Annotated in this window: 24 protein-coding genes and 1 tRNA gene; 12 read left to right on the top strand and 13 right to left on the bottom strand. The window is 59.2% G+C overall.

All coding sequences use genetic code 11. From position 1 onward, the window contains the following. Positions 1-38: 38 nt before the first annotated feature. The 11 genes from ALIPUT_RS08015 to ALIPUT_RS07965 all read right to left on the bottom strand — a co-directional run bounded on the left by ALIPUT_RS08015 (position 39) and on the right by ALIPUT_RS07965 (position 12495). Positions 39-749, bottom strand: a complete 711-nt coding sequence (locus ALIPUT_RS08015; protein WP_004329367.1) for a ComF family protein — start codon at positions 747-749, stop codon at positions 39-41. Next, entirely contained in the window at positions 733-2979 is a 2247-nt protein-coding gene (priA, locus tag ALIPUT_RS08010; RefSeq protein WP_004329366.1) for a replication restart helicase PriA, read from the bottom strand. The genes ALIPUT_RS08015 and priA overlap by 17 nt, the downstream gene beginning before the upstream one ends. A gap of 190 nt (positions 2980-3169) precedes the next feature. Then, complete coding sequence (locus ALIPUT_RS08005) at positions 3170-4111, bottom strand: YitT family protein (protein ID WP_040293713.1); 942 nt, start codon at positions 4109-4111, stop codon at positions 3170-3172. Between the two features lie 60 nt (positions 4112-4171). Next, the gene (mnmL, locus tag ALIPUT_RS08000) at positions 4172-5134 is read right to left on the bottom strand and encodes a tRNA modification radical SAM protein MnmL/YtqA (protein ID WP_004329363.1); all 963 of its coding nucleotides are present in this window, start codon (positions 5132-5134) and stop codon (positions 4172-4174) included. Between the two features lie 8 nt (positions 5135-5142). Continuing rightward, positions 5143-7269, bottom strand: a complete 2127-nt coding sequence (locus ALIPUT_RS07995; RefSeq protein WP_004329362.1) for a DNA/RNA non-specific endonuclease — start codon at positions 7267-7269, stop codon at positions 5143-5145. 112 nt (positions 7270-7381) lie between these two features. Continuing rightward, positions 7382-7834 carry a D-aminoacyl-tRNA deacylase gene (gene dtd / locus ALIPUT_RS07990; protein WP_004329360.1) on the bottom strand — a complete coding sequence of 151 codons (453 nt, stop codon included), beginning with the start codon at positions 7832-7834 and terminating at the stop codon, positions 7382-7384. Beyond that, on the bottom strand, positions 7822-8532 hold the full coding sequence (locus tag ALIPUT_RS07985; RefSeq protein ID WP_004329359.1) for an RluA family pseudouridine synthase: 711 nt from the start codon (positions 8530-8532) through the stop codon (positions 7822-7824). Before ALIPUT_RS07985 ends, dtd begins: the two co-directional genes overlap by 13 nt. A 28-nt stretch (positions 8533-8560) precedes the next feature. Further along, positions 8561-9016 carry a cytidine deaminase gene (locus tag ALIPUT_RS07980; protein WP_040293709.1) on the bottom strand — a complete coding sequence of 152 codons (456 nt, stop codon included), beginning with the start codon at positions 9014-9016 and terminating at the stop codon, positions 8561-8563. Positions 9017-9118: 102 nt separating this feature from the next. Further along, positions 9119-9814, bottom strand: coding sequence for an SIMPL domain-containing protein (locus tag ALIPUT_RS07975; protein WP_040293707.1), 696 nt, complete (start codon positions 9812-9814; stop codon positions 9119-9121). Between the two features lie 88 nt (positions 9815-9902). Further along, positions 9903-11312 carry a 23S rRNA (uracil(1939)-C(5))-methyltransferase RlmD gene (gene rlmD, locus ALIPUT_RS07970; RefSeq protein ID WP_004329356.1) on the bottom strand — a complete coding sequence of 470 codons (1410 nt, stop codon included), beginning with the start codon at positions 11310-11312 and terminating at the stop codon, positions 9903-9905. Positions 11313-11352: 40 nt separating this feature from the next. Beyond that, positions 11353-12495, bottom strand: coding sequence for a hypothetical protein (locus tag ALIPUT_RS07965; protein ID WP_004329355.1), 1143 nt, complete (start codon positions 12493-12495; stop codon positions 11353-11355). 152 nt (positions 12496-12647) lie between these two features. Between ALIPUT_RS07965 and ALIPUT_RS07960 the strand changes: the two genes are divergently transcribed. From ALIPUT_RS07960 to ALIPUT_RS07915, 10 genes are all read left to right on the top strand, one after another. Continuing rightward, positions 12648-13316, top strand: a complete 669-nt coding sequence (locus ALIPUT_RS07960; protein ID WP_004329353.1) for an MBL fold metallo-hydrolase — start codon at positions 12648-12650, stop codon at positions 13314-13316. Between the two features lie 17 nt (positions 13317-13333). Then, positions 13334-14065 carry an FkbM family methyltransferase gene (locus tag ALIPUT_RS07955; protein ID WP_022460751.1) on the top strand — a complete coding sequence of 244 codons (732 nt, stop codon included), beginning with the start codon at positions 13334-13336 and terminating at the stop codon, positions 14063-14065. A 4-nt stretch (positions 14066-14069) separates the two neighbouring features. After that, positions 14070-14750 (top strand): tRNA (guanosine(37)-N1)-methyltransferase TrmD, encoded by a 681-nt coding sequence (gene trmD / locus ALIPUT_RS07950; RefSeq protein WP_004329351.1) that lies wholly within the window; start codon positions 14070-14072, stop codon positions 14748-14750. Positions 14751-14760: 10 nt separating this feature from the next. Beyond that, on the top strand, positions 14761-15897 hold the full coding sequence (lpxB, locus tag ALIPUT_RS07945) for a lipid-A-disaccharide synthase (protein ID WP_004329350.1): 1137 nt from the start codon (positions 14761-14763) through the stop codon (positions 15895-15897). A gap of 1 nt (position 15898) precedes the next feature. Next, positions 15899-16225: a DUF3784 domain-containing protein gene (locus ALIPUT_RS07940; RefSeq protein ID WP_004329349.1), complete on the top strand. Its 327-nt coding sequence runs from the start codon at positions 15899-15901 to the stop codon at positions 16223-16225. A gap of 572 nt (positions 16226-16797) precedes the next feature. Continuing rightward, on the top strand, positions 16798-17433 hold the full coding sequence (locus ALIPUT_RS07935) for a fumarylacetoacetate hydrolase family protein (RefSeq protein WP_004329347.1): 636 nt from the start codon (positions 16798-16800) through the stop codon (positions 17431-17433). A gap of 14 nt (positions 17434-17447) precedes the next feature. Continuing rightward, positions 17448-18563 carry a hypothetical protein gene (locus tag ALIPUT_RS07930; RefSeq protein ID WP_004329346.1) on the top strand — a complete coding sequence of 372 codons (1116 nt, stop codon included), beginning with the start codon at positions 17448-17450 and terminating at the stop codon, positions 18561-18563. Positions 18564-18582: 19 nt separating this feature from the next. After that, complete coding sequence (locus tag ALIPUT_RS07925; protein WP_004329345.1) at positions 18583-19194, top strand: Maf family nucleotide pyrophosphatase; 612 nt, start codon at positions 18583-18585, stop codon at positions 19192-19194. Continuing rightward, positions 19191-21185 (top strand): S46 family peptidase, encoded by a 1995-nt coding sequence (locus ALIPUT_RS07920; protein WP_004329344.1) that lies wholly within the window; start codon positions 19191-19193, stop codon positions 21183-21185. The genes ALIPUT_RS07925 and ALIPUT_RS07920 overlap by 4 nt, the downstream gene beginning before the upstream one ends. 175 nt (positions 21186-21360) lie before the next feature. Further along, positions 21361-21444, top strand: a tRNA-Leu gene (locus tag ALIPUT_RS07915). A 233-nt stretch (positions 21445-21677) separates the two neighbouring features. On the opposite strand, the gene ALIPUT_RS07910 is transcribed toward ALIPUT_RS07915, so the two are convergent. Further along, on the bottom strand, positions 21678-22106 hold the full coding sequence (locus ALIPUT_RS07910) for a hypothetical protein (RefSeq protein ID WP_004329342.1): 429 nt from the start codon (positions 22104-22106) through the stop codon (positions 21678-21680). Positions 22107-22396: 290 nt separating this feature from the next. Between ALIPUT_RS07910 and ALIPUT_RS07905 the strand changes: the two genes are divergently transcribed. Both ALIPUT_RS07905 and ALIPUT_RS07900 read left to right on the top strand, forming a co-directional pair. Then, positions 22397-23893, top strand: coding sequence for a M20/M25/M40 family metallo-hydrolase (locus ALIPUT_RS07905; protein ID WP_004329341.1), 1497 nt, complete (start codon positions 22397-22399; stop codon positions 23891-23893). A gap of 159 nt (positions 23894-24052) precedes the next feature. Then, on the top strand, positions 24053-24979 hold the full coding sequence (locus tag ALIPUT_RS07900; protein ID WP_040293706.1) for a YeiH family protein: 927 nt from the start codon (positions 24053-24055) through the stop codon (positions 24977-24979). A gap of 84 nt (positions 24980-25063) precedes the next feature. On the opposite strand, the gene ALIPUT_RS07895 is transcribed toward ALIPUT_RS07900, so the two are convergent. Further along, positions 25064-25618 carry a GNAT family N-acetyltransferase gene (locus ALIPUT_RS07895; protein WP_004329339.1) on the bottom strand — a complete coding sequence of 185 codons (555 nt, stop codon included), beginning with the start codon at positions 25616-25618 and terminating at the stop codon, positions 25064-25066. Between the last annotated feature and the right edge of the window lie 173 nt (positions 25619-25791).

Raw genomic sequence — 25791 nt, 5'->3', positions numbered from 1 at the left:
AACACCTCATTGTCAATGCAAAGACTACTCGATCGAAGTTACCGATCCAATCCGAAATGGCGGCGCGAAACGGCCAGTGCAGCAATGCTGACCCGACAGTCGGGCACCGCACGAAGGAGAGCTTCGGTGCAGGAAAGCAGCGTCGAACCGGTAGTCACCACGTCATCGACCAGCAGCACGTGCCGTCCGGCCAACGCTCCGGGCCGCGCGACCGCAAACAAGTCGCGTACGTTCTCCCAGCGCCCGGCCGAAGAACGGGTCGTCTGGCTCGGGTTGTTGCGCAGGCGACTGACCGCCCGATCCTCCACCGGCACTCCCATCCGGGAAGCGATCCCCTCGGCGATATAGGCAGCCTGATTGTACCCCCGGGCCAGCAACCGCCGGGTATGAAGCGGCACGGGAACGATGCAGTCCACGCTTCCGTACAGTCCGCTGTCGGCAAGGTTGCCGCCATACCAGGCACCCAGGTCGCGGGCCGTGCGCCAGCGGTTGTAATACTTGAAACCATGAATGGCCCGCTGCCAGGGACTGCCCGCAACGAACCAGAGAAAAGCCGAGGCCTGCACGACGGGAAACTCATTGCGCAGCCGCTCGGCCAGCGGATTGTCCGCACGGCGCCAGAATCCGGTCTGGGGTGCCAACGTACGGCACATCATACAGAAAGCACCCTCGCCCTCGTGCAACTCGCCGCCGCATACGGGACAGACAGGCGGCAGAAAAAGCCCCTTTATATCATTGAGGATCGACATCGCAGAGAATCGTAACGCCTTTGCATTCGGGACTTTTGACCACCCGGTCGAGAATCCCGCGCACCGCCTCGCGAGCCCGGGCCAGCGAAGCCCCCGCCTCGACCTTCAGCAGCAGGGTCGCCAGATACTCGCCCCGTACCCGATCGACGGGCGGGGCCGTGGGTCCCAGCACGCGCCGCCCGAACCGTTCGCGCAGGGCGGCGGCCAGGGCGTTGGCCGCACGGCGCAGCGTCACGGGATCGCGGTGACGCAACAACAGGTTCAGGAGCCGTGCATAGGGCGGATAGAAGAACGCTTTCCGCTCGGCGAGCTGCTGACGAGCCATCGCCTCGTAATCGCCCGCAATCACCTGTTGCAAGACGGGATGTCCCGGCTCAGCGGTCTGGATCACGACCGTTCCGGGATTTTCGCGCCGACCGGCGCGGCCCGCCACCTGCATCAGCAGTTGGAATGCACGCTCCGCCGAACGGAAATCGGGATTGTTGAGCAGATTGTCGGCGTTGAGCACACCGACCAGCTCCACGCCGCCGAAATCGAATCCTTTGGTAATCATCTGCGTCCCCACCAGAATATCGTCGTCGCCCCGGGCGAAGGCCTCGACGATCTGCCGGAAAGCACGCTCGGAGGTAACGCTGTCGCGGTCGAGCCGGGCGACCCGCGCCTCGGGGAAAACGCGGGCGATCTCCTCCTCGACCTTTTCCGTCCCGAAGCCCATCGGCACGGGTTCGGTCACCCGGCAATGGGGGCACTTGGCCGGAACAGGCTCCGTATGACCGCAATAGTGACAGACCATACGACCGCTTCCCTTGTGGAGCGTGAGAGTCACATTACAATCCGGACAGCGGGCCGTCCAGCCGCACTCCCGGCACTCGACATAGGGTGCGAAACCCCGCCGGTTCTGGAAAAGCATCGCCTGACCGCCTCCGCCGAGGGTCTCCTCCATACGGTCGAGCAGCAATTTGTTGAAATGGGCATGCCGCTCGCCGCGTTTCACGGCACGGATCGTATCGGACACGAGGATCTGCGGCATCCGCGACGGTCCGTAACGCTCGGCCAGTACCACGCTGCCGTATTTTCCGGTCGCAGCGTTTAAATAACTCTCCAGCGACGGAGTAGCGCTGCCCAGCAGCGTACGGCACCCCAGCAGTCGGGTCATCAGCACGGCGCAGTCGCGTGCCTGGTAGCGGGGCGCCGGGTCGGTCTGTTTGTAACTGGGATCGTGTTCCTCGTCCACCACGACCAGCTCCAGGCGGCGCAGCGGCAGGAAGATCGCCGAACGGGCCCCGATCACCAGCTCGCCGCCCGCAGAATCCCGCAGGCGGAGGTAAAGCTCCGTACGCTTGCGGTCGGTGAGTTTCGAATGATAGGCGATCACCCGCTCGCCGAAAACCTGCCGGAGCCGATCGACCAACTGGGCCGTGAGAGCGATCTCCGGCACGAGCAGCAGCACTTGTCCGCCCCGGGCCAGCACCTCGGCAGCGAAGTGCATATAAATTTCCGTTTTGCCCGAACCGGTGACACCCCGCAGCAGCACGGTCGCGCGATCGGCAAACACGGCACGGATCTCCTCGGCAGCCTTCCGCTGCGCAGCGGAAAGCGTCGGCAGACGAAACTGCGCACCGCCAGTCACCGGACCGGGTGCGACCTCCCGTTCGATACAGGTCAATAACCCCTTTTTCACCAGGAGAGCGAGAGCCGTCCGATCGGCGGCGAGTCGGCTCCGGGCGACTTCCGCCCCGTCGGGCGCAAGGGCAGCCAACTCCTCCAGCGCCTCCCGCTGCCGGGGGGCACGACGCCCCATACGTTCCAGCGCGGCGGCCAGCCCGTCGGCGGTGAGCGCTTCGCCGGCCAGGGCCACGAACCACTCCCGGCGGGGCCGGAACTCGTCGGCAGCAAACTCCTCCTCGCCGTGTCCGCTCGGCTTCATCAGCGACGGCAGCGCCACGCGCATCACCTCGCCCAGCGTGCACATGTAATAATCGGCGACCCACTCCCAGAAACGGCGCTGCCGCTCGTCGAGCAGAGGCGTACCGTAGAGCACGCGGGAGACGGTCTTGACGGTCTTGAAATCGGGGCGCCGGTCGTGCAGCCGCCAGACGATGCCCGTGTAGATCTTCGATCGGCCGAAAGGCACGACTACGGCCATCCCCTCGCAAAGCGTCACGCCTTCCGCCACCGCAAAGGTGTAGAGAGGCTGGGCCAGAGGAAGTACGATGTCGGCATAGCGCATGGTCGTAGCAGGATCGAAAAGGAGTGCTTTCAGGCTGCGGAACCGACCGGCCCGTCCGGAGCCGAGCCGCAACCGCAAAACGACGGAATCAATTCGGTTTTTCTTCGGGTAAAGTTACGCATTATTCCCGGAAAACAAATACTCCCCGCCGGATCGACGAGGAGTATTATTTCAAATCGAAGAAGATTCCCTAATTCTTCTTCATACCGTTGAGCATACCGCCGTCGATGATACCGAAGCCCTGTCCGTAAACACCCGTTACCGAAGCCACCGAAACGAACGCCTTGGGGTCGAGGTTGCGGACGATCTTGAGGATGTCGGCCGTTTCGCGTTTGCGGCAAATAACCATCACTACCTGCGACGACTCTTTCGTGTACCATCCCATGCCGTTGAGCATCGTCACCCCGCGATGCGCCTTCTCGACGATCTCTGCGGCGATACGGTCGTGCTCATGGCTGATGACCAGAATCTGATTCGACTGCTGGTTGCCCGCCAGCAACGCATCGGTGCTCAGACCGAATACCGCCGTCAGCAGGAAGCCGTAGATCACCGTCTCGATGCCGTTGCCCACCAGCAGCGATGCACAGATGATAAGCGAATCGGTCACCAGCACGACACGGCCGTAGTTGATCGGATGATACTTGTTGATCAGCAGCGCCACGATATCCGTACCGCCGGTCGAACCGCCCTGACGAAAACACATATAGATACCCACACCGGACAGCATACCGCCCATGATGACCAGCAGCAGCGGTTCCAGATTACCGAACAGGCTGATCGCATCGGGTGGGATAACGCCCAGTTCCGCGAGCCACGCCTGCACGCCGGGCAGTGTTTCCTGGAAAAAGTTCAGCGACGCAGGAAGCACGATGATACAGAAAATCGTCTTGATACCGAAATTCCAACCAATGATGAAACCTGCGAACAGCAGCAGAATACCATTGACGATGAACGCCATCGTACCGATGTTAATCTGGAAGTTGAACAGGTTTTCGATCGCCCCGCACAACACCAGCGCCGCACCCGTGGCACCGCCGCCGGTACCGTGTGCGGGCAGAATACAGGCGATCCACGCGAACGTGTAGAGGAGAATACCGATCGTCATCACGAAATATTCCCGTACTACGCCCATAATCGTCCCGAAAGTTATTTTTTCCTTCAACAGAGTCATTTTTCTTTGAACAATTAAGGTTTAACGGCGCAAAGGTATAAAAATTTCGCCTTGATACGCGTTCCGTGCCGTTAATCTTTTTTCAAGCAGGGACCAAAGGGTGGAAACCCGCGTTAAATGCCACTGCGTCAAGTGGTGAAATCCCATCGGCACTTCGCTGGCGATACGCTCCACAGCCATATCGGGACGCAGCCGCCGCAACACCTCGACCACCAGCGAGAGATACTCCTCGGAGGTACGCAGGCGGAAGCGGCCGGGCTCGGCGTCGTATTGCGCGGCAAGGGTCGTTCCCCGAACGAGCTGCAACTGGTGGAACTTGACCGTTTCGAGCGGCAGGGCATTGATCCGCTCCACCTGTCGAAGAAGCATTTCGTCGTCTTCGCCGGGCAGCCCCAGAATGAAATGGGCCCCGACGTGCAACCCCCGTGCGGCGCTCGCCGCAATAGCCTGCCGGGCCGCCGCGAAGTCATGGCCGCGACGGACGGCCCGCAATGTTTCGTCGCAGGTGGATTCGACGCCGTATTCGACCGCCACATAGCGTTTCCGTGCCAGCTCCGCCAGCAAATCCAGCTTCTCGTCGTCCACGCAATCGGGCCGCGTGCCGATCACCAGTCCCGAAATCCGGGGATGAGCCAACGCTTCGGCATAAAGCTCCCGAAGCCGTGCGACAGGAGCGTGCGTATTGGAAAAAGGTTGGAAATAGACCAGACAAAGCCCTTCATCCCGCCCTCGGGCCGCATGGAAAGCGATTCCCTCGTCGATCTGCCGCGTCAGGCTCTTCCGGGGCGAACAGTAGGAAGGGGTGAACGCCCTGTTGTCACAGAACGTACACCCCTCCGATCCGATCGTTCCGTCCCGGTTGGGACAGCTCAAGCCGGCATCCACCGCGATCTTACGCACCCGGCCGCCGAAATGTCGCCGGCAATACGCCGCGTAGCTGTGCCAGGGTCGGCCGTCGCCCCAAGAATAGACCCGGGTTTCCATTCGGAACGCTACAAGCCCCAGTCCGACGGATTGTAGGTATCCTTCGGCGCATTCGGCACGTTGGCGAAGAAGGTAAAGCCCGTCAATCGCTCGATTTCCGCCACCGACATCATATCTTTGGCCTGCGGCTCGTGCCCTTTATCCATGTTATGACGCAGCACGAAGGCGGCGCACTTCAATTCGCTCGCGGCACAATCCATCACCGATTTTTTCGTATTTCCGTTCTTGGTCCGCAGCAGCAGGTAGTAGAACATCGAAGGCCGGCTCACGTCGCTGCGTCCGCCGAAATCGATTTTCGACGAAGTGCAGCTCTTGCCGTAAGCATCGGTGAAAGGTTCGAAATAGGTGCCTACCACGATATAAGTCGTATCGGCGCAAACCTGCGCATCGACAAAACTTTCCAGATTGTTCCATGCCCCGCCGCCGTTGTTGAAGTTCGACGAATATTGCGGCGCGATATTCGAATAATAGAATACCTGTTCGTTGGTTTTCCGGGTCACGAGCCGTTCGGCCGAACCGAGCATATGGCCCTTGTTGCAACCGCCGCCGGTCGATTTACTGCTGTATTGAATACCGGACGGAATATCCGGATCGCGACTGTAAGCGTCCGTACGATCCGTTCCTTTCACCTCGTAGCAAGCGTGGCGCGGAGCGGCCACCCAGACCGGACAGTGGTGCTCGGCGCTGAAGCAGACCGTATAATTGCGGGCTTTCTGGCTGCCGACATAGAAATCCGGGCAAATATGATGCGCATAGTAGTAGTCGCTGTTCTGCACCTCCACCGGCAACTCGGCCCAGCCGGTACGATAGACGTTTTCCGGGGGGGGGACTGTTCCGCTCTCAGTGGTGAAAGTACCCTCCTCGCTCCGATACTGCTTGCCGCCGATCGAGGCGTACAGATGGAACGTATAGGTGGTCGCGGCACTCAATCCGGTAATGGCCGCACGCTTATCTCCCGACGAAGCCGTCACCGTTTTCGTCGTGTAATCCGTTTCACCGGAGGGTTTGTAAGCAAATCCTACTTCGATGCCGACCGTTTCTTCGCCTTCATAGGTGAAGCTGCCCGTCAGGGTGGCCGACGAAGCGGTCACATCCGTCGCAGCGACGGGACCGAACTCCGGCTCGGGATTTTCACCCGCTTTAAGGGTCGTGAACTGCGCGACGGCGCTCGTATAACGCTCGTCGCCGACAACGACATACGCATAAAAATCGTATTTCGTTTCAGGTTCGAGCCCGTTCAGCTCACAGGCCAGGGGCGAAGCCGTCGAAGCAGCCTTCACCTCGGTATATTCCTCCTGCGCACCGGCCTTATACCCGAAGCCGGCTTCCGCAACATCGCCGTCGCCTTCGTACTCATAAACGCAGGCAAGCGTCGCTCCGGTCGGAGAAACCCCGGACGACGAAGGCGTTTCGAACTGCGGAGCTCCCGGTTGCTCGCCCTCCTTCAACGTGGTAAAAACGACCCGTTCGCTGGTGTAATTCTTTCCGTCGATCACCAGATAGGCATAGAACTCGTAAGCCGTTTCAGGCGTCAGCTCCTCCAGACGGGCCGACAACGAAGAGTCGTCCGGCGTAATTTCTACCATAGTATATCCCGTTTGGGCCGATGCCGCAGGCTTGTATCCGAAACCGGCTTCGGCAATATCGGCCGCATCACCGGTGTATAGATAAGCGCACGCGAGCGATGCGCTCGTAGCCTGCACCTCGGAAGCCGAAGGCTTGCCGAACTGGGGCGTCGGAGCCGGAGGCACCTCCCCCTCCTTGAGGGTCTTGAACGTTTTCGACAGCGACGCATTGAACCGCTCGCCGCCCAAGACGGCATAACAGTACCAACGATATTCGGTGTCGGGCTTCAGGCCGGTCAGGGTCTGCCGGGCCAGACCGTCCTTGAAATTCGTACAAACCACATCGACGTACTCTCCGCCCGCTTCCTGGTAGGAGAAGCCGACTTCGGAGATGGGCACTTCGCCCTTCGATTCGATGTTGGCCGCCACGACCGCACTCGTCACATCGGGCTGCGCGTCGATCAGATCGAAAGTCGGACGCACGGTCGGCGCAGGCGCCGTATCGTCGCTTTCGCAGGCTACGATCGCCAGCGACAGCAAGGCGACCATACACAAAAAATACTTCTTCATAACGAACTTTTTATATCTTTGACATAGCCTCGGATAGGATGCGATTCGGCAATCTCTGCGTGCAAGCCCGCACGATTGCGCTCATCTTTCACTATCTTTGAAATAACTGAAGTCATTCGCGTTGTCGGGAGTCGATCCAGATCGTCACCGGCCCGTCGTTCACCAGCTCGACCTGCATATCGGCTCCGAACTCCCCGGTAGCGACTTCGCGCCCGAGCGCACGGCCTACACCGGCGGCGAACCGCTCGTACAAAGGTCGGGAAATCGCTTCGGGGGCCGCCTTGATATAGGACGGGCGGTTGCCCTTACGGGTCGAGGCATGCAGCGTGAACTGGCTCACCACCAATATTTCGCCGCCGACCTGCCGCACGTCGAGATTCATCACCCCGTTTTCGTCGTCGAAAATCCGCAGCCGGGTGAGTTTACCCGCAAGCCACTCGATATCCTCCTCGCCGTCCTCGGCTTCGATACCGACGAAAACCAACAGACCCGGTCCGATGGCCGATTTGAGGGTTCCGCCGATGGAAACCGACGCACGGCGCACCCGTTGAATCAAAATTCGCATGGCAACAATGAAAATTGTCGGGCGAAGAACGCCCAGAGATTATCTTCTTTCGGCACGGGCGCCGTCACGACGATCCGCTCGCGCCGCACGGGATGGATGAAATCGACACGGTACGAATGGAGCGAAATGCCTCCGTCGGGATTCGAACGGCGAGCCCCGTATTTCAGGTCGCCCTTAATCGGACAGCCGATCTTCGAGAGCTGCGCCCGGATCTGATGGTGGCGCCCCGTCAGCAAATCGACCTCCACCAACGTATAACGGGCACTCGCCCCCAGGGTGCGGTAACGCAATTTCGCCAGTTTTGCATCGCCCCGGGGCGCATCGAGCGCCCGCGAACGGTTGGTTTTCTCGTTACGCAGGATATAGTGGCACAACTCTCCCTCTTCGGGATCGGGACGGCTCTCCGTAAGCGCCCAATAGGTCTTTTTGATCTCACCCCGGCGGATCATCTCGTTCAGGCGGGCGAGGGCTTTCGACGTTTTGGCGAAAATGACGGCTCCGCTCACGGGACGGTCGATACGGTGCACCACGCCGAGGAACACCTCGCCGGGCTTGGCATCGCGCCGCCGGATGAACTCCTTGATCTGCCGTTCGAGCGCATCGCCGCCCGACGGATCGGGCTGCACCAGGTCGCCGCACCGTTTATTGACGATCAAAAGGTGGTTGTCCTCGTACAGAATATCTTCGGGAGCAAACATCGGAAACGGAGCGTAATTGCGAAGCGGATTATAACTGGAACGTGAAAGGAAGCAGCCGCACGGCCGAATCCACCACCGTGGCACCGCCCGCACCGGACATGATGATACGGATCGGCGACCTCTGGCGACGCTCCGCATCGAGCAGCACCTGGCGGCACTGTCCGCAGGGATAGCACTCCCGCTCGGACGGCTCCGAAGCGATGGCCAGCGCCTCGATCGGATCGTCGGCATGGCACGCTCCGGCATGGAACAGCAACGACCGTTCGGCGCACATGCCCGCAGGAAACACCTCGCTCTCCTGGTTGCTGCCGCAGAGAATCTTCCCGCTGCGCAAACGGGCCGCAGCGCCTACCCGGAATTTGGAATAGGGAGCGTACGCCCGGGCGACGGCCCGGCGAGCCTCCTCCACCAACTCCCGGTCCCCGGCGGGCATCCCCTCCGGAGAGTCGTAGTGCTGGTAATCGAAACTGAATCTGTTCTCCATAATTCCTTGCTTTTGAAAAAAGGGAAAGTGGTCAAAGGTAAGCCGAATTTCCGGGTTATCCAAAAATTCGGCCTGCCAATTCATTTCCGACGATAACCCCGATTATTCGAGGACGAACTTGGTCTGGACGTTATACTCCAGCTTGATCGTTTTGAAATCGAGCGAAGGCTCTTCGGGCGCACCCGCTTCGGCGCTGTCGGCCATCATCGCCTTCGAACGCACCATCATCATATTGTCGTAATACTGCGGAGCCACGTCGTAATTCGAATCGTAGATATAGAAACATTTTCCGATCTTCTGCCCGATCGCCCCGGCCAGCGCTTCGGCCGACGACTTGGCGTTGTGGATGGCATCCAGGCGCACCTGCTCCTTCAGGGAATCGATGTCCGAACGGGTCACGCGTACGATACCGACGTTCGAGATGCCCAGATCGCCCAGGGCGGCGGTCACGTCACCTACTTCGGCCGCCGAATGGAGCAGCAACTGGTATTTGGCGGTGGTCAGCGAGCTGGCCTTCTTGTAGAAATCGCTCGACATATTGGCCACCTTGAGCTGTTTCTCGACATCGACGCCCAACTTCTTCAGGGCATCGATCATCTGCCGCTGCTGAGTTTCGACCGTAATTTTTCCTTTCGACTCGCGCTCGTTGATTACGATCGACAGATAGAATTCATCCGGCGTAACCTCCATCTGGGAACGTCCGTTCACCTGAATATAACTCGGAAAAGCCTCCTGGGTTTGAGCGAACACCGGCGCAGCCAATACGACCGCCGCCGCTAAAATCATCCATTTTTTCATACGTTTCATTCGTTTTTGAAATAGTACTGCAAATATAACGCCCGAACAGGAGCCGATAGTATAAAAACCGCCCCGGAACAGGAGCCGCCTACCGGCGGACGAGCTTCACCACGTTCTCCACGTGGTGCGTATGGGGGAACATATCGACCGGCTGCACCGCCTCGACGCGATACGCGCCGTCCATCAGGGCCAGGTCGCGGGCCTGCGTAGCCGGGTTGCAGCTCACATAGACGATCCGCTCGGGCGCCGCCCGCAGGATCACGTCGATTACCGGCTCATCGACTCCGGCACGCGGCGGGTCGAGGATGATGACGTCGGGACGGCCGTTGCGCCGTATGAACTCGTCGCTCAGCACGGCTTTCATATCGCCAGCATAGAACACCGTATTCCCGATGCCGTTCAGCGTCGAATTGATGCGGGCGTCCTCGATGGCCTCGGGCACGTACTCCACGCCCACGACCTTCGCGCACCGCGCCGCACAGAAGTTGGCGATCGTACCCGTGCCGGTGTAAAGGTCGTATAAAATCTCTTTTCCCGTCAGGGCGGCGAAGTCGCGCGCGACCTTGTAAAGTTCGTACGCCTGCGCCGAATTGGTCTGATAGAACGACTTGGGTCCGACCTTGAACTGCAGCCCCTCCATCCGCTCGATGATGTGATCCTTGCCCCGGTAGCAGACGGGTTCCAGGTCGCCGGTGGAGTCGTTGAACTTCTCGTTGATTACATAGAACAGCGACGTGATTTCGGGGAAAGCGGCCGCCAGATGGTCCAGCAGGGCCGCGATCTTCTCCCGCTCGTCGGCATGGAAAACCACGATCACCATCACCTCGCCCGTCGAGGCGGTGCGGACGACCATGTTGCGCATCAGCCCCCGGTGCTCGCGCGGATTGTGGAACGTATAGCCGTGTTCGAGGCAGAAACGCCGGGTTTCTTCCCGGATCGCATTCGACGGATCGGGCTGCAACCAGCATTTTTCGATGTCCAGCACTTTGTCGAACATACCGGGGATGTGGAATCCCAGCGCCGGGGCATCGGCGATCTCGCCCTTTTCGGCGATCTCCTCGTAGGTGAGCCAGCGCCGCTCGGCGAAGGTGAACTCCAGCTTGTTGCGGTAAAAACGGGTTTCGGCCGAGGGCAGGCAGGGCGCGATTTCGGGCAGCTCGACCTTACCGATGCGGGCAAGCTGGTCGCGCACCTGCTCGGTCTTGAAACGCAGTTGTTCGGCGTAGGGCAGATTCTGCCACTTGCAGCCGCCGCAGACCCCGAAATGGGCGCAGAACGGCTCTTCGCGCAGCGGCGAGCGCTTCACATAATTGACGACGAAACCTTCCATATACCGGCGGCGCTTGGAGCGGATCTGCACATCGACCACGTCGCCCGGCACGGTCATCGGCACAAAGACCACCACGTCATTGTAACGCCCCATCGCCTTGCCTTCGGCGGCCAGCGTCGTTATCTCAAGCCCCTCAATCAGGGGATAATTCGCTTTCTTTCGAGCCATATCGCATTCGGATTTAGAACGCAAAGGTACGAATTTTCCGCTATGCGCCGCCCGTTTTCCTGGTTTTGGCACGTTCGCGCACCCGTCCCAGCCAGAAACCGATGCCGAACGGCACGCCCAGCATGATGACGGCGAAAAGCACGATCCAGGCGAGGAGCTTGGCCACCAGAGCCGGTACCCGGTCCATCGCATTTTGTACCGCCGCATCGACCGCCTGCTGCGCCTGATCGACCAGCGCTTTGCGCTCGGCCGAAATATAACCCTGCAACTCCGCACGCTGGCGGTCGAGGTCGGCAAATGCGTTGTCCACGGCACCGTTCAACGTTTCGATGAGCGCTGCGACTTCGGTATTCAGACTTTTGCCCATATAATCGGCGATCTGCGGCAGGTGCTCCATGACCGTCACGATGCGGTCGAAATTACGCTCCAGGCTGTCGAGCTGCCGCGTCAGCCGGTTGCGGACGCTGTCCTGCTGCATCTGCAACTCGAAAATATCCTTCGACCAGCCGATGCTATTGACCATCTGCTCGGACTGGCCGCCGAAACGGTCGCCCAGATCGGCGATCACATCGGAGATGGAGCCTACGTTATACTGCGTTTCCACGCCTTTCGACTGGAGAAATTCGATCCAGGGCAGGGTCGTATTGACCGGAGTGAACTGCGACCCCGTGACGGGATTCGCCTGCATATAATTCCCCACGAACTCCTGCATCAACGCGAACTTCTCCGGCGCAAGCAGGGTCGAAGCCAGGTGTTCGGCTTTCTTGTCCAGACGCGCCACGACCTTGCGCACGAGCGGCGTCTGCCCGGCGAAAAGCAGCGAATCGGGCAGGCGGCGGAAAGCGCTGTCCATGCGGACGCAGAGCAGCCAGGTGTCGATGAGCGCCACGTCGGGGTTGGACTGCATGACGGCGGTAACGGCGGCCCGCGTCGCCTGCATCTTCCACCGGATCGCCCGGATCCGCACCGGAATCTCCGACGATGCGGCCGCGACCGAATCGGCCGTGCGGGCGATCTCGTCCGCCAAGTCGTAATAAAATCCCCGGGTCATCATCCGGGTATTGGCCTCCGAAGCCGGAAGCGGCGGGTTGCCCGTATCGACCGACACCTTGAGCAACGAACAGCTTCCGAACGACAGCAGCACGGCGACCGCCGCAAAAATTTTCAGTAAACGTATCTTCATTCTTCTCTCTGTTTTGACTTTCAACAAATTACTGTTCCAGGACCTCTGCGCCCGCTCCGGCAGCGCCGTTTCTTTCCGGCGCTCCGGTTCCAAAAATAGCGATTATCCGCGAAATATCGCTATATTTGTACCTTAAATAAATTTCACATATCATGAAAATCGCCTGCCTGACTTTCAATCCGATACAGGAGAACACCTACGTCGTTTGGGACGACACGAAGGAGTGCGCGGTCATCGACGCCGGAAATTCCACCCCCAAAGAAGATGCCGCACTCGACGGTTTCCTCGCCGAACACGGGCTCAAACCGGTGCTGGCGGTCAATACGCACGGTCATTTCGACCACGTGCTGGGCGTCGAACATCTGCGCAAGACCTACGGCATTCCCTTCGCCCTCTCGGGCAAGGACGCCTTCATGCTGGACACCGATGCGGTGGGATCGACCGTTTACGGGGTCAAAATCAACGCCATGCCGACCATCGACATCGATCTGGACAAGGTAGAAGAAGTGAAATTCGGCCACACCGTCCTGCGCGTCATCCGCACGCCGGGCCACACGCCGGGCCACGTATCGCTCTACGAACCCGAATCGAAGAGCCTCTTCACGGGCGATACCCTCTTCCGCGAAAGCATCGGACGCACGGATCTGCCGGGCGGCGACTATTCGTGGATCATGCGTTCGATCCTGGACAACCTGCTCCCGCTGGGCGACGAAGTGCGCGTCTATCCCGGACACGGCCCTGAAACCACCATCGGCCACGAAGTGCTCTACAATCCCTTCGTCACCGAAGTCCTCAACCAGGAGGTGAACTACAAGAACTAATTCCGTCCGGGTCCGTTATGAAAGCGCTGCTCCACAAAATCCTCTACCGGACGCTTCCGCTCGAAGGTTATCTGCGGGCGGTGAGCCGCCTCTTTTTCATCAGCTACCGGCTGGGGCTTGGACGGCGCAGCGCGGCGACCGAATACGTCTATCACCTGCCCCGGCTGGCGAAAGCCGGCGACACGGCGATCGACATCGGAGCCAATCTGGGCTATTACGCCCGTCCTCTCTCGGAAATCGTCGGCACCGCAGGCAGGGTCCATGCCGTCGAACCCGTCCCGGTCGTTTGCCGGGTGCTGCGCCGCAACCTGCGGGGCTGCCGCAACGTCGAAATCTTCGACTGCGCGCTGGGAGCCGAGAATAAAGAGATCACCATGAGCAACGACTCCGCCCGCGAAACGGGTTATCTCGGCACGGGACGAAACTTCGTGGGCGATGCCGCCGGAGAGGGCGCCGTCACTTTCACCGCCCGGATGCGGCGCGGCAGCGAGCTTTTCGCCGGGCTGGAGCGGCTCGATTTCGTCAAGTGCGACGTCGAAGGGTATGAGTTGATCGTCATGCACGAGCTGCGCCCTCTGCTGGAGCGTTTCCGCCCGACAGTACTGATCGAAACGGGCGGCGAAAACCGCCCGCAGATCATCGAACTCTTCACCGAACTGGATTACAAGGGTTACACGCTCGAGAACGGGCGGGAAATTCCGCTCGCCCCCGACACCGAAAAAGACATCATCTTCCGCCAAGCACGCTAACGCCATGAGAATAGACATCCTGACCGTCGTACCCGAACTGCTCGCCTCGCCGCTGAACGAATCGATCCTCAAGCGTGCGCAGGAGAAGGGGCTGGTCGAAATCCATATCCACAACATCCGGGACTACACAGAAGACAAGCACCGCACCACGGACGACTACCCCTTCGGCGGAGAGGCGGGTATGGTAATGAAGATCGAACCGATCTACCGCTGCATCGAAGCCCTCAAAGCGGAACGGGAATACGACGAGGTGATCTACACCTCGCCCGACGGCATCCGCTACGACCAGCACGAAGCCAACCGCCTCTCGACGCTCGACAACCTGATTATCCTCTGCGGCCACTACAAGGGCATCGACTACCGCATCCGCGAACACCTGGTCACGCGCGAGATCTCGATCGGCGACTACGTGCTCACGGGCGGCGAGCTGGCCGCCTGCATCATCGCCGATTCGGTGATCCGGATCATCCCCGGAGCCATCGGGGACGAAGCCTCGGCGCTCACGGACTGCTTCCAGGACAACCTGCTGGCACCACCGGTTTACACCCGACCCGCCGAGTTCAACGGCTGGAAAGTGCCCGACGTGCTCCTCTCGGGCAATTTCGCCCGAATCGACCGCTGGAAGGAGGAGCAGGCCTGGGAGCGCACCAAACGGCTGCGGCCCGATTTACTGAAAGAAGAATAAGACTTACGATATGCGTTACTACCTGATAGCCGGCGAGCCTTCGGGCGACCTGCACGGCGCCAACCTGATGAAAGGGCTGAAAGCCCACGACCCCGAGGCGAAGTTCCGCTTCTGGGGCGGGGACAAGATGGCCGGGGTCGGAGGCAGCGGGAATCTGGCCAAACATTACAAGGAAACCTCGTTTTTCGGCATCGTCGAAGTAATCAAAAACCTGCGGACGATCCGCCGCCAGATGAAAGAGTGCCGGCAGGACGTCGAGGCGTTCGCCCCCGACGTGCTGATCCTGGTGGATTATCCGGGCTTCAATATGAAGATGGCTCGCTGGGCCAAGGAGCACGGCATCCGCGTCTTCTACTACATCGCCCCGAAAGTCTGGGCCTGGCGCGAATGGCGGGTGAAGGCGATCCGCAAATACGTGGACGAGCTGTTCATCATCTTCCCCTTCGAACGGGACTACTTCCCCAAGCACGGCATCCGGCCGATTTTCGAGGGCAACCCGCTCGTGGACGCCATCGAAGCACGTCGGGCATCGCTGCCCTCCCCGGACGAATTCCGCCGTCGCCATGCGCTCGACGAGCGGCCGATCGTGGCTCTGCTGGCCGGCAGCCGCCGCAGCGAGATCAAGGCCAACCTGCCGCTGATGGCCGACCTGGCCCGGAAATTCCCCGACCGGCAATTCGTGGTCACGGGGGTTTCGTGGCTCGACCGCTCGATTTACGAACAATATATCGCGGACAGCGGCATCCGCTACGTCTGCGACCAAACCTACGAAACACTCGCGGCGGCCGAAGCCGCCGTCGTGACCTCCGGCACGGCGACGCTCGAAACGGCCCTGCTGAATGTACCGGAAGTGGTAGTCTATCGCACGCTCTGGTTCCAGGTGAAATTGCAGCCCTACGTGCTGAAAGTTCCCTACGTGTCGCTGGTGAACCTCAACCTGGGCCGCGAATCGGTCGTGGAGATCATCCAGTCCGACCTGGACATCACACGGGCCGAACGGGAGTTGCGGGCCATCCTTACGGGCGGAGAAAAACGGGAGCGGATGCTCCGGGACTTCGCCGAACTGCAAGCCGTAATCGGGGCTCCCGGCGCCAGCGACCGCTTCGCGGCCCGGATGGTGGAGCTGCTGAAAAAACAGGTGCGGTAAGATGCGCGAACTGTTCACGACATACCCGACGCAACTCCTCGGCGGAGGGTTGTTGGTCCTGCTCGGCATTTTGGTTCGGTTTTTCCCGAACCTGATCGCCGGCTACAACACGATGTCCGCCGAGCAGAAGAAAAACGTGGATGTCAAAGGATTATCGCGTTTCATGTGCTTGAGCCTGGCGGCGATCGGCATAGGCTGGATCGCATTGGGTATGCTGGCCGGAAATCTGGGCGGCGAAAAATGGGTTTTGGCGGTGGATTTTCTTTGGCTGCCCGCCGGATGTGTTTTCCTCTTGGTCAAAGCGCAAAAATACGACCGCAACAAATAAACCGGGCACACCGGACGGACAGGACATATTCGAACCTCCCTTTCGAGGAGAACAAGAAGGGGCGAAAGACGCCCTACCTGCAACCCTTTTTGATTTTAGGGGTGCAGGTTTTGACACGACGAGACGAGGACCGGACGGGACATACTTTATGTATTTCCCATTCGGGATGAGCGAGAAGGGACGAAAGACGCCCCACCTGCAACCCTTTTTGATTTTAGGGGTGCAGGTTTTGACACGACGAGGCGAGGACCGGATGGGACATACTTGAGTATTTCCCATTCGGGATGAGCAAGGAGGGGCGAAAGATGCCCCACACCCTGCAACCCTTTTTGATTTTAGGGGTGCAGGTTTTGACACGACGAGGCGAGGACCGGATGGGACATACTTTATGTATTTCCCAGTCGGGATGAGCGAGAAGGGGCGAAAGATGCCCCACACCCTGCAACCCTTTTTGATTTTAGGGGTGCAGGTTTTGACACGACGAGGCGAGGACCGGATGGGACATACTTTATGTATTTCCCAGTCGGGATGAGCGAGAAGGGGCGAAAGATGCCCCCTAAAATCGAAAAGAGATGAAGATAATTTGCATAGGACGTAATTACGCCGAACATGTGAAGGAGCTGCATAATACGGCAGGCGGACCCGACGGACTTCCGACGGAACCGGTATTTTTTCTGAAGCCCGATACGGCGCTGCTGCGCAATAACGACCCATTTTACATCCCCTCGTTCTCGCAGGAGGTGCACTACGAATGCGAATTGGTCGTGCGGATCAACCGGGTAGGCAAGTGCATCGAAGAGCGTTTCGCGCATCGTTACTACGACGAAGTGGGACTGGGCATCGACTTCACGGCCCGCGACCTCCAACGCGAGGCGATCGCCCGAGGGCTCCCCTGGGAGCGTGCCAAGGGCTTCGACCACTCGGCGGCCCTGTCGCCCGAATTCATCCCGCTCGCGGAGCTGGGCGGCGACGTGCAGCGGCTTCACTTCGAACTGACCATAGACGGCCAAGTCCGGCAGCGGGGCGACACCGCCCGAATGCTTTTCGGCATCGACCGGATCATCCACCACATTTCGCAATACATCACGCTGAAAATCGGCGACCTGATCTACACGGGCACCCCCGCCGGCGTAGGTCCCGTGCATCCGGGCGACAACCTGAAAGCCTCGCTCGAAGGACACATGCTGCTCGATTTCGATATTCGCTAACCGTTTTTCACGCCATGAAACCGCAATTACTACTTCCCCTTCTGCTGGCAGCTCTCCTGCCGATGACCGCCTCCGCCCAAAGCGGAGAGGGAGAATTTCCCGATCTTTTCAACACCTCGGCGGCATACGACATACTCGCCGTTTTTCCGCAGGCGGACAAACTCGCCGAAGACCCGTTTTTCACCGGCACACTGGGAGCGGACACGCTGTTCCTCGACCGGGCGCACCGGATCGATTCGGTCGTCCGTCCTTCGCAACTCTGCAACCTTTACAGTTTGAGCGGAGGCAGCAAAGACGATCCGGAACAAGTCGTCGAATTCTTCGCCTCGTTCGACCCCGAATCGCTCCCGCAAAAGGTGCGGGGTGCTTGGATCGACGAAATATGCAGCGTCCGCGACGAACTCTCTTACTGCCTGCAACGGCTCGCACAAGCGGGTTACGCACAATATTGGCAGGAGCAGGTGCGGCCCTGCCTGAACAACGCGATCGAACAGTACCGGATCGCCCCGGAACAACTGGGCGCCATCCATCAGGAAATCACCCGTCTGGCCGGCGGGCAGCCTCTGGACGCTACGGGTTCCCGAATCTACATCCTCGGCAACATAGACAACGCTTTCGCCCTGCTGGACGAAACATTCTGCTGTACGCCTCTGCTGCTCGATCCCGAAACGGCCCGCCAATACCGTATCGACTTCATGCAGGTCTATATTCACGAAAACCTGCACCGGCTCTCGCTTTCGGGCGAACTGCTCGACATGTTGCAGACGCTCTACGACAACGACGACTTCTACCGCACGCACGAAGACCGGGCACGCGCCTACGGCGAAGGCGGCAACGAGGCATTCGTCGTAGCGGCCGAACGGTATGTATCCCGCCGCCTGGGGCGCATCGACGACAAGCAGGTATTGGACGAATTTCTCGTTTATTGCGACGGCACGCACGTATTGGCGCCAATCGTTTACCGCTATCTGCCCGACCTGCGGGACGGAGAGTCCTTCGACGGCTTTCTCCGTCGGCTGCTCGACCGCCGCATCCGGCCGGGCAAAGTCGAAAGCCAATACCGCCGGGCTATGAAAAAACTCGCCGGAACCCGGAAATCCGAAACAACGGCAACGGAAACCCGGTCCTGAACCCAAAACCCGTAACGCCATGCTGCTGCACGACAAACTCAAACCCTACCGCCTGATCCTGGCCTCGCAATCACCGCGACGACAGCAACTGCTCGCCGAGAGCGGGCTGCCGTACGAACCGGCCCCCCGGTACGACTGCCAGGAGGTCTATCCCGCGACGCTGGCCGCGACGCAGGTGCCCCGCTACCTCTCGCAACTCAAGAGCCGTGCTTATCCCCGGCCGCTCGCGGAAAACGAAATCCTGCTGACGGCAGACACCGTCGTTATCCTGAACGGCGAGGTGTTGGGCAAGCCCGAAGACCGCGAAGATGCGATCCGGATGCTCGAACGGCTCTCGGGCCATCGTCACACGGTGGTCACGGGCGTCACGCTCCGCACGGCCCGCCGGCGCCGGAGCTTCTCCGTACGCAGCAATGTCTGGTTCCGGGCTCTAACCCGCGAGGAGATCGTCTATTACGTGGACAACTTCCATCCGCTGGACAAGGCCGGCAGCTACGGCATTCAGGAGTGGATCGGCTATGCCGCCATCGAGCGCATCGACGGCTCGTTCTTCAACGTCATGGGGCTGCCGATCCAACGCGTCTATACCGAACTCAATCAATTCATTCAATCAATAAAAAACAATCCATGAAACGTATCTTTTCGACTCTCTGCCTCGCGCTGCTTTCGCTCACGGCACTCGCCGATGAGGGCATGTGGCTGCCGAGCCTGATCTCGTCGCGCATCGACGATATGCGCGCCAAAGGATTCCAACTGACTGCGGAAGACATTTACAGCATCAACAAGGCTTCGCTCAAAGACGCCGTCATGCTCTTCGACGACGGCTGCACGGCCGAGCTCATCTCCCCGGAAGGATTGCTGATTACCAACCACCACTGCGGCTACGGAGCGATCCAGCGCCTGTCGTCCGTCGAGCACGACTATCTGACCGACGGCTTCTGGGCACAGTCGCGCGAAGAGGAACTTCCCAACGAAAACCTCAACGTCAAGTTCCTCAAACGCATGGAGGACATCACCGAGCGTCTGGCCGCCGGCGAGAGCCGCGAGGAAATCCTCGAAAAAGCCCGCGAGAACGGCCGCTACAAAGCCTCGATCGAGCAGATGTACTACGGCAACCAACAGTTCCTGTTCGTCTACGAGCAGTTCGACGATGTCCGCCTGGTAGGTACTCCGCCCTCGTCGATCGGCAAGTTCGGCGGCGACACCGACAACTGGGCATGGCCCCGGCACACGGGCGACTTCTCGATGTTCCGCATCTATGCGGATAAAGACAACCGGCCTGCGGCCTACTCGCCCGACAACGTACCCTACCGCTCGAAAAAACATTTCAAGATCTCCACCGAAGGTATTCAGGAAGGCGACTTCACGATGATCTACGGCTTCCCGGGCAACACCCAGGAGTACATCCTCTCCGACGCGGTCGATTACATCGTGCACCGCAGCGACCCGATGAAAATCCGTATCCGCACCGAACGGCTCGATCGGATCAATGCGGCGCAGGAGAAAGATCCCGCCATGCGCATCATGTACGCGGCGATCAACGCCGGCATCTCGAACGCCTGGAAAAAATGGCAGGGCGAAGCGCTGGGTCTGACGCGTCTGAACACTGTGGCGAGCAAACAGGAGTACGAACGGGCCTTCCAAGCCTGGGCCCAGGACAAGCCCGAATACCGCGACGTGCTCAAAGAGCTCAAGGCGGAGTACGCCCGCATCTTCGACGCCTACTTCGCACTCGAACTGATGAGCGAAACCATCCGAACCGGCGAGCTCAACCGGATTTACAACCGGCCCTCGTTCGGCGACGAAATCTATCCCCAGGTGAAGGCGCTCAACCGCGACCTTTTCCGCGTGCTGTACCGCGAATATTACGACAACTGCCCGCAAGAGTACATGGTACCGCTCTTCGCCGCCGAAGTAGAGCGTCTGGGATCGCCCGAAGCATACGCCGAGCTGATGTTCGAAGCCACGCACAAGGAGGACGAATCGACCGAGGCTCCCGAACTGGAAGCTCTGCGGGCCGATATTCGGACGACGGTCACCCGCATTTTCGATGAACTGGGCAAGTGCTCGACCCGCAACCTGAACAGCGAGCGCCTGAACGAACTCTACACGACCTATATCAAGGGTCTGCGCGAATGGGATACGGAGCGTGCCTTCTATCCCGATGCCAACCTCACGCTGCGCGTGGCTTACGGCAAGGTAGGCGGCTACCGGTATGCCGACGGAGTATATCACAAGCCCTACACCACTGTCGAAGGTATTTTGGAAAAGGACAATCCGGAAATTTACGACTACAACATCCCGCAGCGGCTCCGCGACATCATCGCCGCCAAGGACTACGGACGCTGGGGCGTGGAGATCGACGGCCGCACGACCGTTCCCGTCTGCTTCCTTGCGGACAACCATACCACAGGCGGCAACTCCGGCTCGCCGGTACTCAACGGCCGGGGCGAGCTGATCGGCGTGAATTTCGACCGCACGTGGCTCTCGACCATGAGCGACATCGCCTTCGACCCGGCTTTCTGCCGCAACATCGCGCTCGACATCCGCTACGTGCTTTTCGTAATCGACCGCATCGGAGACGCTTCCTACCTCTTCGAAGAGATGGACTTCGCCGAATAAACCGTTTTCCGAAGCAACCGTGCCGCACGCTGCCGGGACCGCCGCACGCTTCGAAAACAACGTCGAATTGCCGGGTCAGTTTCGTGACCCGGCAATTTTTTTGCCGTATATTTTGGGAAAAACAAAATAGTCACTATATTTGCACACCTGAAAACCCGCTGCGGCGGGAATCGAGGCCCAGGTGGTGGAATTGGTAGACACGCCACTTTGAGGGGGTGGTGGGCATTAGCCCGTGTGAGTTCGAGTCTCGTCCTGGGCACAACAAACCGGTTTAGAATAATTTCTAAACCGGTTTTATTTTTCCTGATCGTGATTGCATACTTCATGACCGCTTGGGACGCTATGCACCCCAAGCCCCCCTCCGAGAAGAGAACGCAGGGAAAGTGCAGAATTATAAACGTAGCCGCAGGCCGCGAATAAGCGACCGTCGGATTCGATCTGTCTCGCAACGACATTTAGAGGAAAACATCCTTTTCCCTGATCGTAATCCGGTTATTCTTCCTCGTCTTCTTTTTCGGCCCAGCGTTCGAGTATCTGACGCACGGCTTCGTCGTGGTCTCCGTTGGTGATACGATAAGTCCAGCAAACGCTGTTTCCGTCCACCTTTTCGGATACCCACTGCAATTGGTCGCGCGGCGTACCGCGTTGCAATTCGGTCATAGGGTCGAAGAAAGAATACATAGCACACGTGTCATCTCTATAACTAACTAAACGATAATTACGGTCTGGATCTTCTGTTTTCATCAATTCTTCCATCGACATATTCGCATCCACGAACTCCGGCTTTTCTGGTTCCGGCTCCGGCGTGGGCTGTTCTTCCGGCGGAGTTTCCGGTGCCGGACTTTCTGCCTTGTCGGAACAGCCCAGCGGAGCCAAGAACAGGAGCAAGGCTCCTACTGATAAATAGACACGTACTTTCATAATCGAATTTATTTAATTTAATAAGTTGATTCCGATCCCGCCCAAAAGACTCTTACAAACTCACCGCAACCCGATAGCATTCCGGCCAGAACTTCTCCACCGAAGCTCAACGATATAAGGATATGGAAAAAATTTCGCTTTCCCAACCGCTTTTTCCCGACAAAATCCCCCCCCCGAAAAACGCCTCCGGAAGGCCCTGTAAGGGCGAAAATAAATTCGAAAAAATTTCCGTATGGCAGATTAATTGCACGTAAACCGGACGATCGGACCTATATTAACCTACCGCTTCCATGAAAAAAGAAAAGAAAATAATCTGGCTCCTGACGGGCATCGCCGCCGTGTCGCTCCTCGTACTCTGCACCGTAGTGATAGTCCGCACCGCGACCTATCCCTTCATCCGCACCACCGGTCCGGACGGGCCTCCCCGGAGCGTCGAACCGTCCGCCCAGGCCGTCGAACGATTGGCCGGCGGAATCCGGATTCCGACCGTAAGCGATGCGATCGACCGGACGGACGACAATCCGTTCCAAGCCTTCAAAGCCTATCTGCCGCAGGCATATCCCGCGATTTACAGTCAGTTGGATACTCTGACGATCAACGAATACGGGCTTGTATTCCGCTGGCCCGGCAAGAACCCGGCCCTGCCCCCGATCCTGCTCTGTTCCCACTACGACGTGGTTCCCGTGCTCAATTACGACCCGTCGGCTCCCGATGCACCCCTTCCGGGCTGGGACTACCCACCCTTCTCCGGCGCCGTAGCCGACGGACGGATCTACGGGCGCGGCACGCTCGACATGAAAGGCATGCTGTTCTCGATCCTCGAAGCGACCGACTCGCTGCTTGCGGAGGGATTCCGCCCGGAGCGGGACGTGTGGATCGCCCTCGGATTCGACGAGGAAACCGGCGGCACGCAGGGTGCCCTGAAGATCGCCCGCTATTTCGAAGAACAGGGCATCGCTTTCGACGCCGTCTATGACGAAGGCGGCATCATCATCGCCCCCGGGCTGGGAGGAATCCAACGTACGGCTGCCCTCGTAGGAACGGCCGAAAAGGGATTCAGCACGATCCGAATCACGGTCCGGGGCACCGGAGGTCACTCCTCGATGCCGCCGGAGAAGGGATCGCTCGTACTGGCGGCCGAGATCATCGAGATGCTCAACCAAGAACGAATGCCCGCCTTCCTGACAGCTCCGGTCATAGCTTTCCTCGATCGGATCGGCGGCTCGATGGGAGTCGCCCAGCGCACCGCGATCGCTAACCGCTGGCTGCTGGAGAGTCCGCTGCTCCGCTCGTTCGAAAGCAACCCGGCCACCAATGCCCTGGTACGCACCACCACCGCCATCACCATGGCCCGGGGCAGCGACGCGGCCAACGTACTGGCTTCGGAAGCCGAAGTCACGGTCAATTTCCGCCTGCTGCCGGGCAACACGACGGCCCAGGTGAAGCGGCATGTCGAAAATATCTGCAACGGATACGACGTCCGGATCGAGGAACTCTCGACCCGCGAACCGTCGCAAATCTCCCCGGACGATGTCCACGCCTTCGAAATGATCCGCACCTCGCTCGCCGGACTCTACCCGGGTACGATCGTAACGCCCTACCTGACGCTCGGCGGCACGGACGCCTACAAATACGAGGCGGTGAGTCCGAACGTATATCGTTTCATGCCGGTCCTCCTTACCGAACAGGAACAGGGTACGATCCACAACGAAAACGAATCGATCTCGCTCGAGAACTACGGACGAATGATCGCCTATTTCCGCGACCTGATCCGAAATTACCGGTAACGGGAGCGGATCCGTCATCGCAGCGACAGCAACAATAACTTTTAGTTATACGACATAACTTTTTCCCCGTTGTTTCAAGGGGATAAAGCCTGTATATTTGCAGCATCGTTTACAAAAAGTTATTAGCACCGTATGAAACCGCTGCAACTCACGAAATCCATGCAATCCGCAAAGCTCAACTGGCGCCAAATCCTTTTTGCCGGACTGCTCATAGGTTCGCTCTTCTGTTCGCCCGTCGTCACGCTCTTCGCGGGCATTCTCTTCGCCCTGACCCTCGGCAATCCGTTTCCGGTCTGGAGCAAGAAGGCTTCGAAAAAATTGCTGCAATACTGCGTCGTCGGACTGGGATTCGGCATGAACTTCCACGAATCGCTGGCCGCCGGGCGCGAAGGCATGACCTTCACGGTGGTTTCGGTAGTCACGGTAATGATCGTCGGCGTAGTGCTGGGACGCCTGCTGCGCATCGACCGCAAAAACAGCTACCTGATCTCGTCGGGCACGGCGATCTGCGGCGGCAGCGCCATCGCGGCGGTCGCACCCGTTATCGATGCCGACGAGAACCAAACTTCGCTGTCACTGGCCACGATCTTCATCCTCAACGCCGTCGCCCTCTTCGTATTCCCCGTCATCGGGCATTGGCTCGGCATGGGGCAGACCCAGTTCGGAACCTGGGCCGCGATCGCCATCCACGACACCAGTTCGGTCGTCGGCGCCGGTGCCGCCTACGGCGAGGAGGCGCTCAAGGTAGCCACGACCGTCAAACTCACCCGCGCCCTGTGGATCATCCCCCTGTCGCTGGTGTCGGCCCTGATCTTCCGTCAGAAAGGCAAGAAGATCCAGATCCCCTGGTTCATCTTCTGGTTCGTCGTTGCCATGCTCGTAAACACCTACTGCAACCTGCCGACCCAGCTCACGCACGGCATTTCGGTCGCCGCACGCTGCGGACTTTCGGCCACGCTGTTCCTGATCGGCGGAGGGCTCTCCATAGAGGTAATCCGCAAGGTAGGCCTCAAGCCGCTGGTGCTGGGCATCATCCTCTGGGCCGTCATCTCGGTCGCATCGCTCGCCGTGATCTTGCTCTTGTAGGCAGCATCCGATCACCATAAAACAGCCCGAAGACTTTCGATCTTCGGGCTGTTTCCATTATTACCTGATTATATTCTAAAGGTATTACTCCTTCTTTCCATGACAGGAATAACGAAGGACCGGATCGCGGACGAAGCGTTCGAAACTGCGGCACTCCTCGTCAGTCATAGCCTTCGGATAGCTCATCAGCACCAACTGGTGCGGCTCATAGGGACGCTGGAACGACGGATGTACATAATGATAATCGTTGCGCACGAACCCCAGCCGCTCGTAAAATCGAAGGCGGCGAACGGCGATTTCCGTCTCCGGCGGATCGATTTCCAGCACGATGCGTCCGGCCTTCCGGCAAAAAGCCTCCAATACCCGGCTGCCCATATTGGCACCGCGCAGGTCGGGCGAAATGGCCAAATGCTCGATATAGACATATTCCGGAGCCGTCCAGTAATAAAGAATGCCTATCAACCGGCCGTCCGACCAGATGCCGTCGGCCGTATAGTGCGGATCGGAAAGAGCTTGCAGATGGTCTTCCAGCGAACGGATCTCCTTCTGGGGGAAAGAGTTCTGATAGATCGCCCACGCCTCGTCCCAACCCGGGTCGGCAGGCGATCGGAAAGGTCTGAATTTCAAATCGGTTTCCATAGATAAAACGTGATTACATACTTTAGCATACCTCCTCGGAGATGCAGTGTTCCGAATCCCCTCCGAGTAAGGAATTTAGGGCGGAGCAACATTACAGACACAGACCACGGATAAACGACCAATGGTTTCCGATGACAGGCCACCGCATTCTCGAGTACCCGAACGGATCCGGC

The organism is Alistipes putredinis DSM 17216 (assembly GCF_000154465.1).
In the GTDB taxonomy this organism is placed as follows: Bacteria; Bacteroidota; Bacteroidia; order Bacteroidales; family Rikenellaceae; genus Alistipes; species Alistipes putredinis.
This window is presented reverse-complemented; position numbering and strand designations above follow the sequence as displayed.

Bases quoted from the DNA above. Each gene is read 5' to 3' on its own strand.
- ALIPUT_RS07985 (WP_004329359.1), bottom strand. From the start codon at position 8,532: ATGTTTGCTCCCGAAGATATTCTGTACGAGGACAACCACCTTTTGATC.
- ALIPUT_RS07900 (WP_040293706.1), top strand. From the start codon at position 24,053: ATGCAATCCGCAAAGCTCAACTGGCGCCAAATCCTTTTTGCCGGACTG.
- ALIPUT_RS07940 (WP_004329349.1), top strand. From the start codon at position 15,899: ATGCGCGAACTGTTCACGACATACCCGACGCAACTCCTCGGCGGAGGG.
- priA (WP_004329366.1), bottom strand. From the start codon at position 2,979: ATGCGCTATGCCGACATCGTACTTCCTCTGGCCCAGCCTCTCTACACC.
- ALIPUT_RS07905 (WP_004329341.1), top strand. From the start codon at position 22,397: ATGAAAAAAGAAAAGAAAATAATCTGGCTCCTGACGGGCATCGCCGCC.
- ALIPUT_RS07975 (WP_040293707.1), bottom strand. From the start codon at position 9,814: ATGAAAAAATGGATGATTTTAGCGGCGGCGGTCGTATTGGCTGCGCCG.
- ALIPUT_RS08005 (WP_040293713.1), bottom strand. From the start codon at position 4,111: ATGGGCGTAGTACGGGAATATTTCGTGATGACGATCGGTATTCTCCTC.
- ALIPUT_RS07895 (WP_004329339.1), bottom strand. From the start codon at position 25,618: ATGGAAACCGATTTGAAATTCAGACCTTTCCGATCGCCTGCCGACCCG.
- ALIPUT_RS07925 (WP_004329345.1), top strand. From the start codon at position 18,583: ATGCTGCTGCACGACAAACTCAAACCCTACCGCCTGATCCTGGCCTCG.
- ALIPUT_RS07995 (WP_004329362.1), bottom strand. From the start codon at position 7,269: ATGAAGAAGTATTTTTTGTGTATGGTCGCCTTGCTGTCGCTGGCGATC.
- ALIPUT_RS07935 (WP_004329347.1), top strand. From the start codon at position 16,798: ATGAAGATAATTTGCATAGGACGTAATTACGCCGAACATGTGAAGGAG.
- ALIPUT_RS07965 (WP_004329355.1), bottom strand. From the start codon at position 12,495: ATGAAGATACGTTTACTGAAAATTTTTGCGGCGGTCGCCGTGCTGCTG.
- ALIPUT_RS07960 (WP_004329353.1), top strand. From the start codon at position 12,648: ATGAAAATCGCCTGCCTGACTTTCAATCCGATACAGGAGAACACCTAC.
- ALIPUT_RS07980 (WP_040293709.1), bottom strand. From the start codon at position 9,016: ATGGAGAACAGATTCAGTTTCGATTACCAGCACTACGACTCTCCGGAG.
- ALIPUT_RS07910 (WP_004329342.1), bottom strand. From the start codon at position 22,106: ATGAAAGTACGTGTCTATTTATCAGTAGGAGCCTTGCTCCTGTTCTTG.
- ALIPUT_RS07920 (WP_004329344.1), top strand. From the start codon at position 19,191: ATGAAACGTATCTTTTCGACTCTCTGCCTCGCGCTGCTTTCGCTCACG.
- ALIPUT_RS07930 (WP_004329346.1), top strand. From the start codon at position 17,448: ATGAAACCGCAATTACTACTTCCCCTTCTGCTGGCAGCTCTCCTGCCG.
- dtd (WP_004329360.1), bottom strand. From the start codon at position 7,834: ATGCGAATTTTGATTCAACGGGTGCGCCGTGCGTCGGTTTCCATCGGC.
- trmD (WP_004329351.1), top strand. From the start codon at position 14,070: ATGAGAATAGACATCCTGACCGTCGTACCCGAACTGCTCGCCTCGCCG.
- ALIPUT_RS08015 (WP_004329367.1), bottom strand. From the start codon at position 749: ATGTCGATCCTCAATGATATAAAGGGGCTTTTTCTGCCGCCTGTCTGT.
- lpxB (WP_004329350.1), top strand. From the start codon at position 14,761: ATGCGTTACTACCTGATAGCCGGCGAGCCTTCGGGCGACCTGCACGGC.
- rlmD (WP_004329356.1), bottom strand. From the start codon at position 11,312: ATGGCTCGAAAGAAAGCGAATTATCCCCTGATTGAGGGGCTTGAGATA.
- mnmL (WP_004329363.1), bottom strand. From the start codon at position 5,134: ATGGAAACCCGGGTCTATTCTTGGGGCGACGGCCGACCCTGGCACAGC.
- ALIPUT_RS07955 (WP_022460751.1), top strand. From the start codon at position 13,334: ATGAAAGCGCTGCTCCACAAAATCCTCTACCGGACGCTTCCGCTCGAA.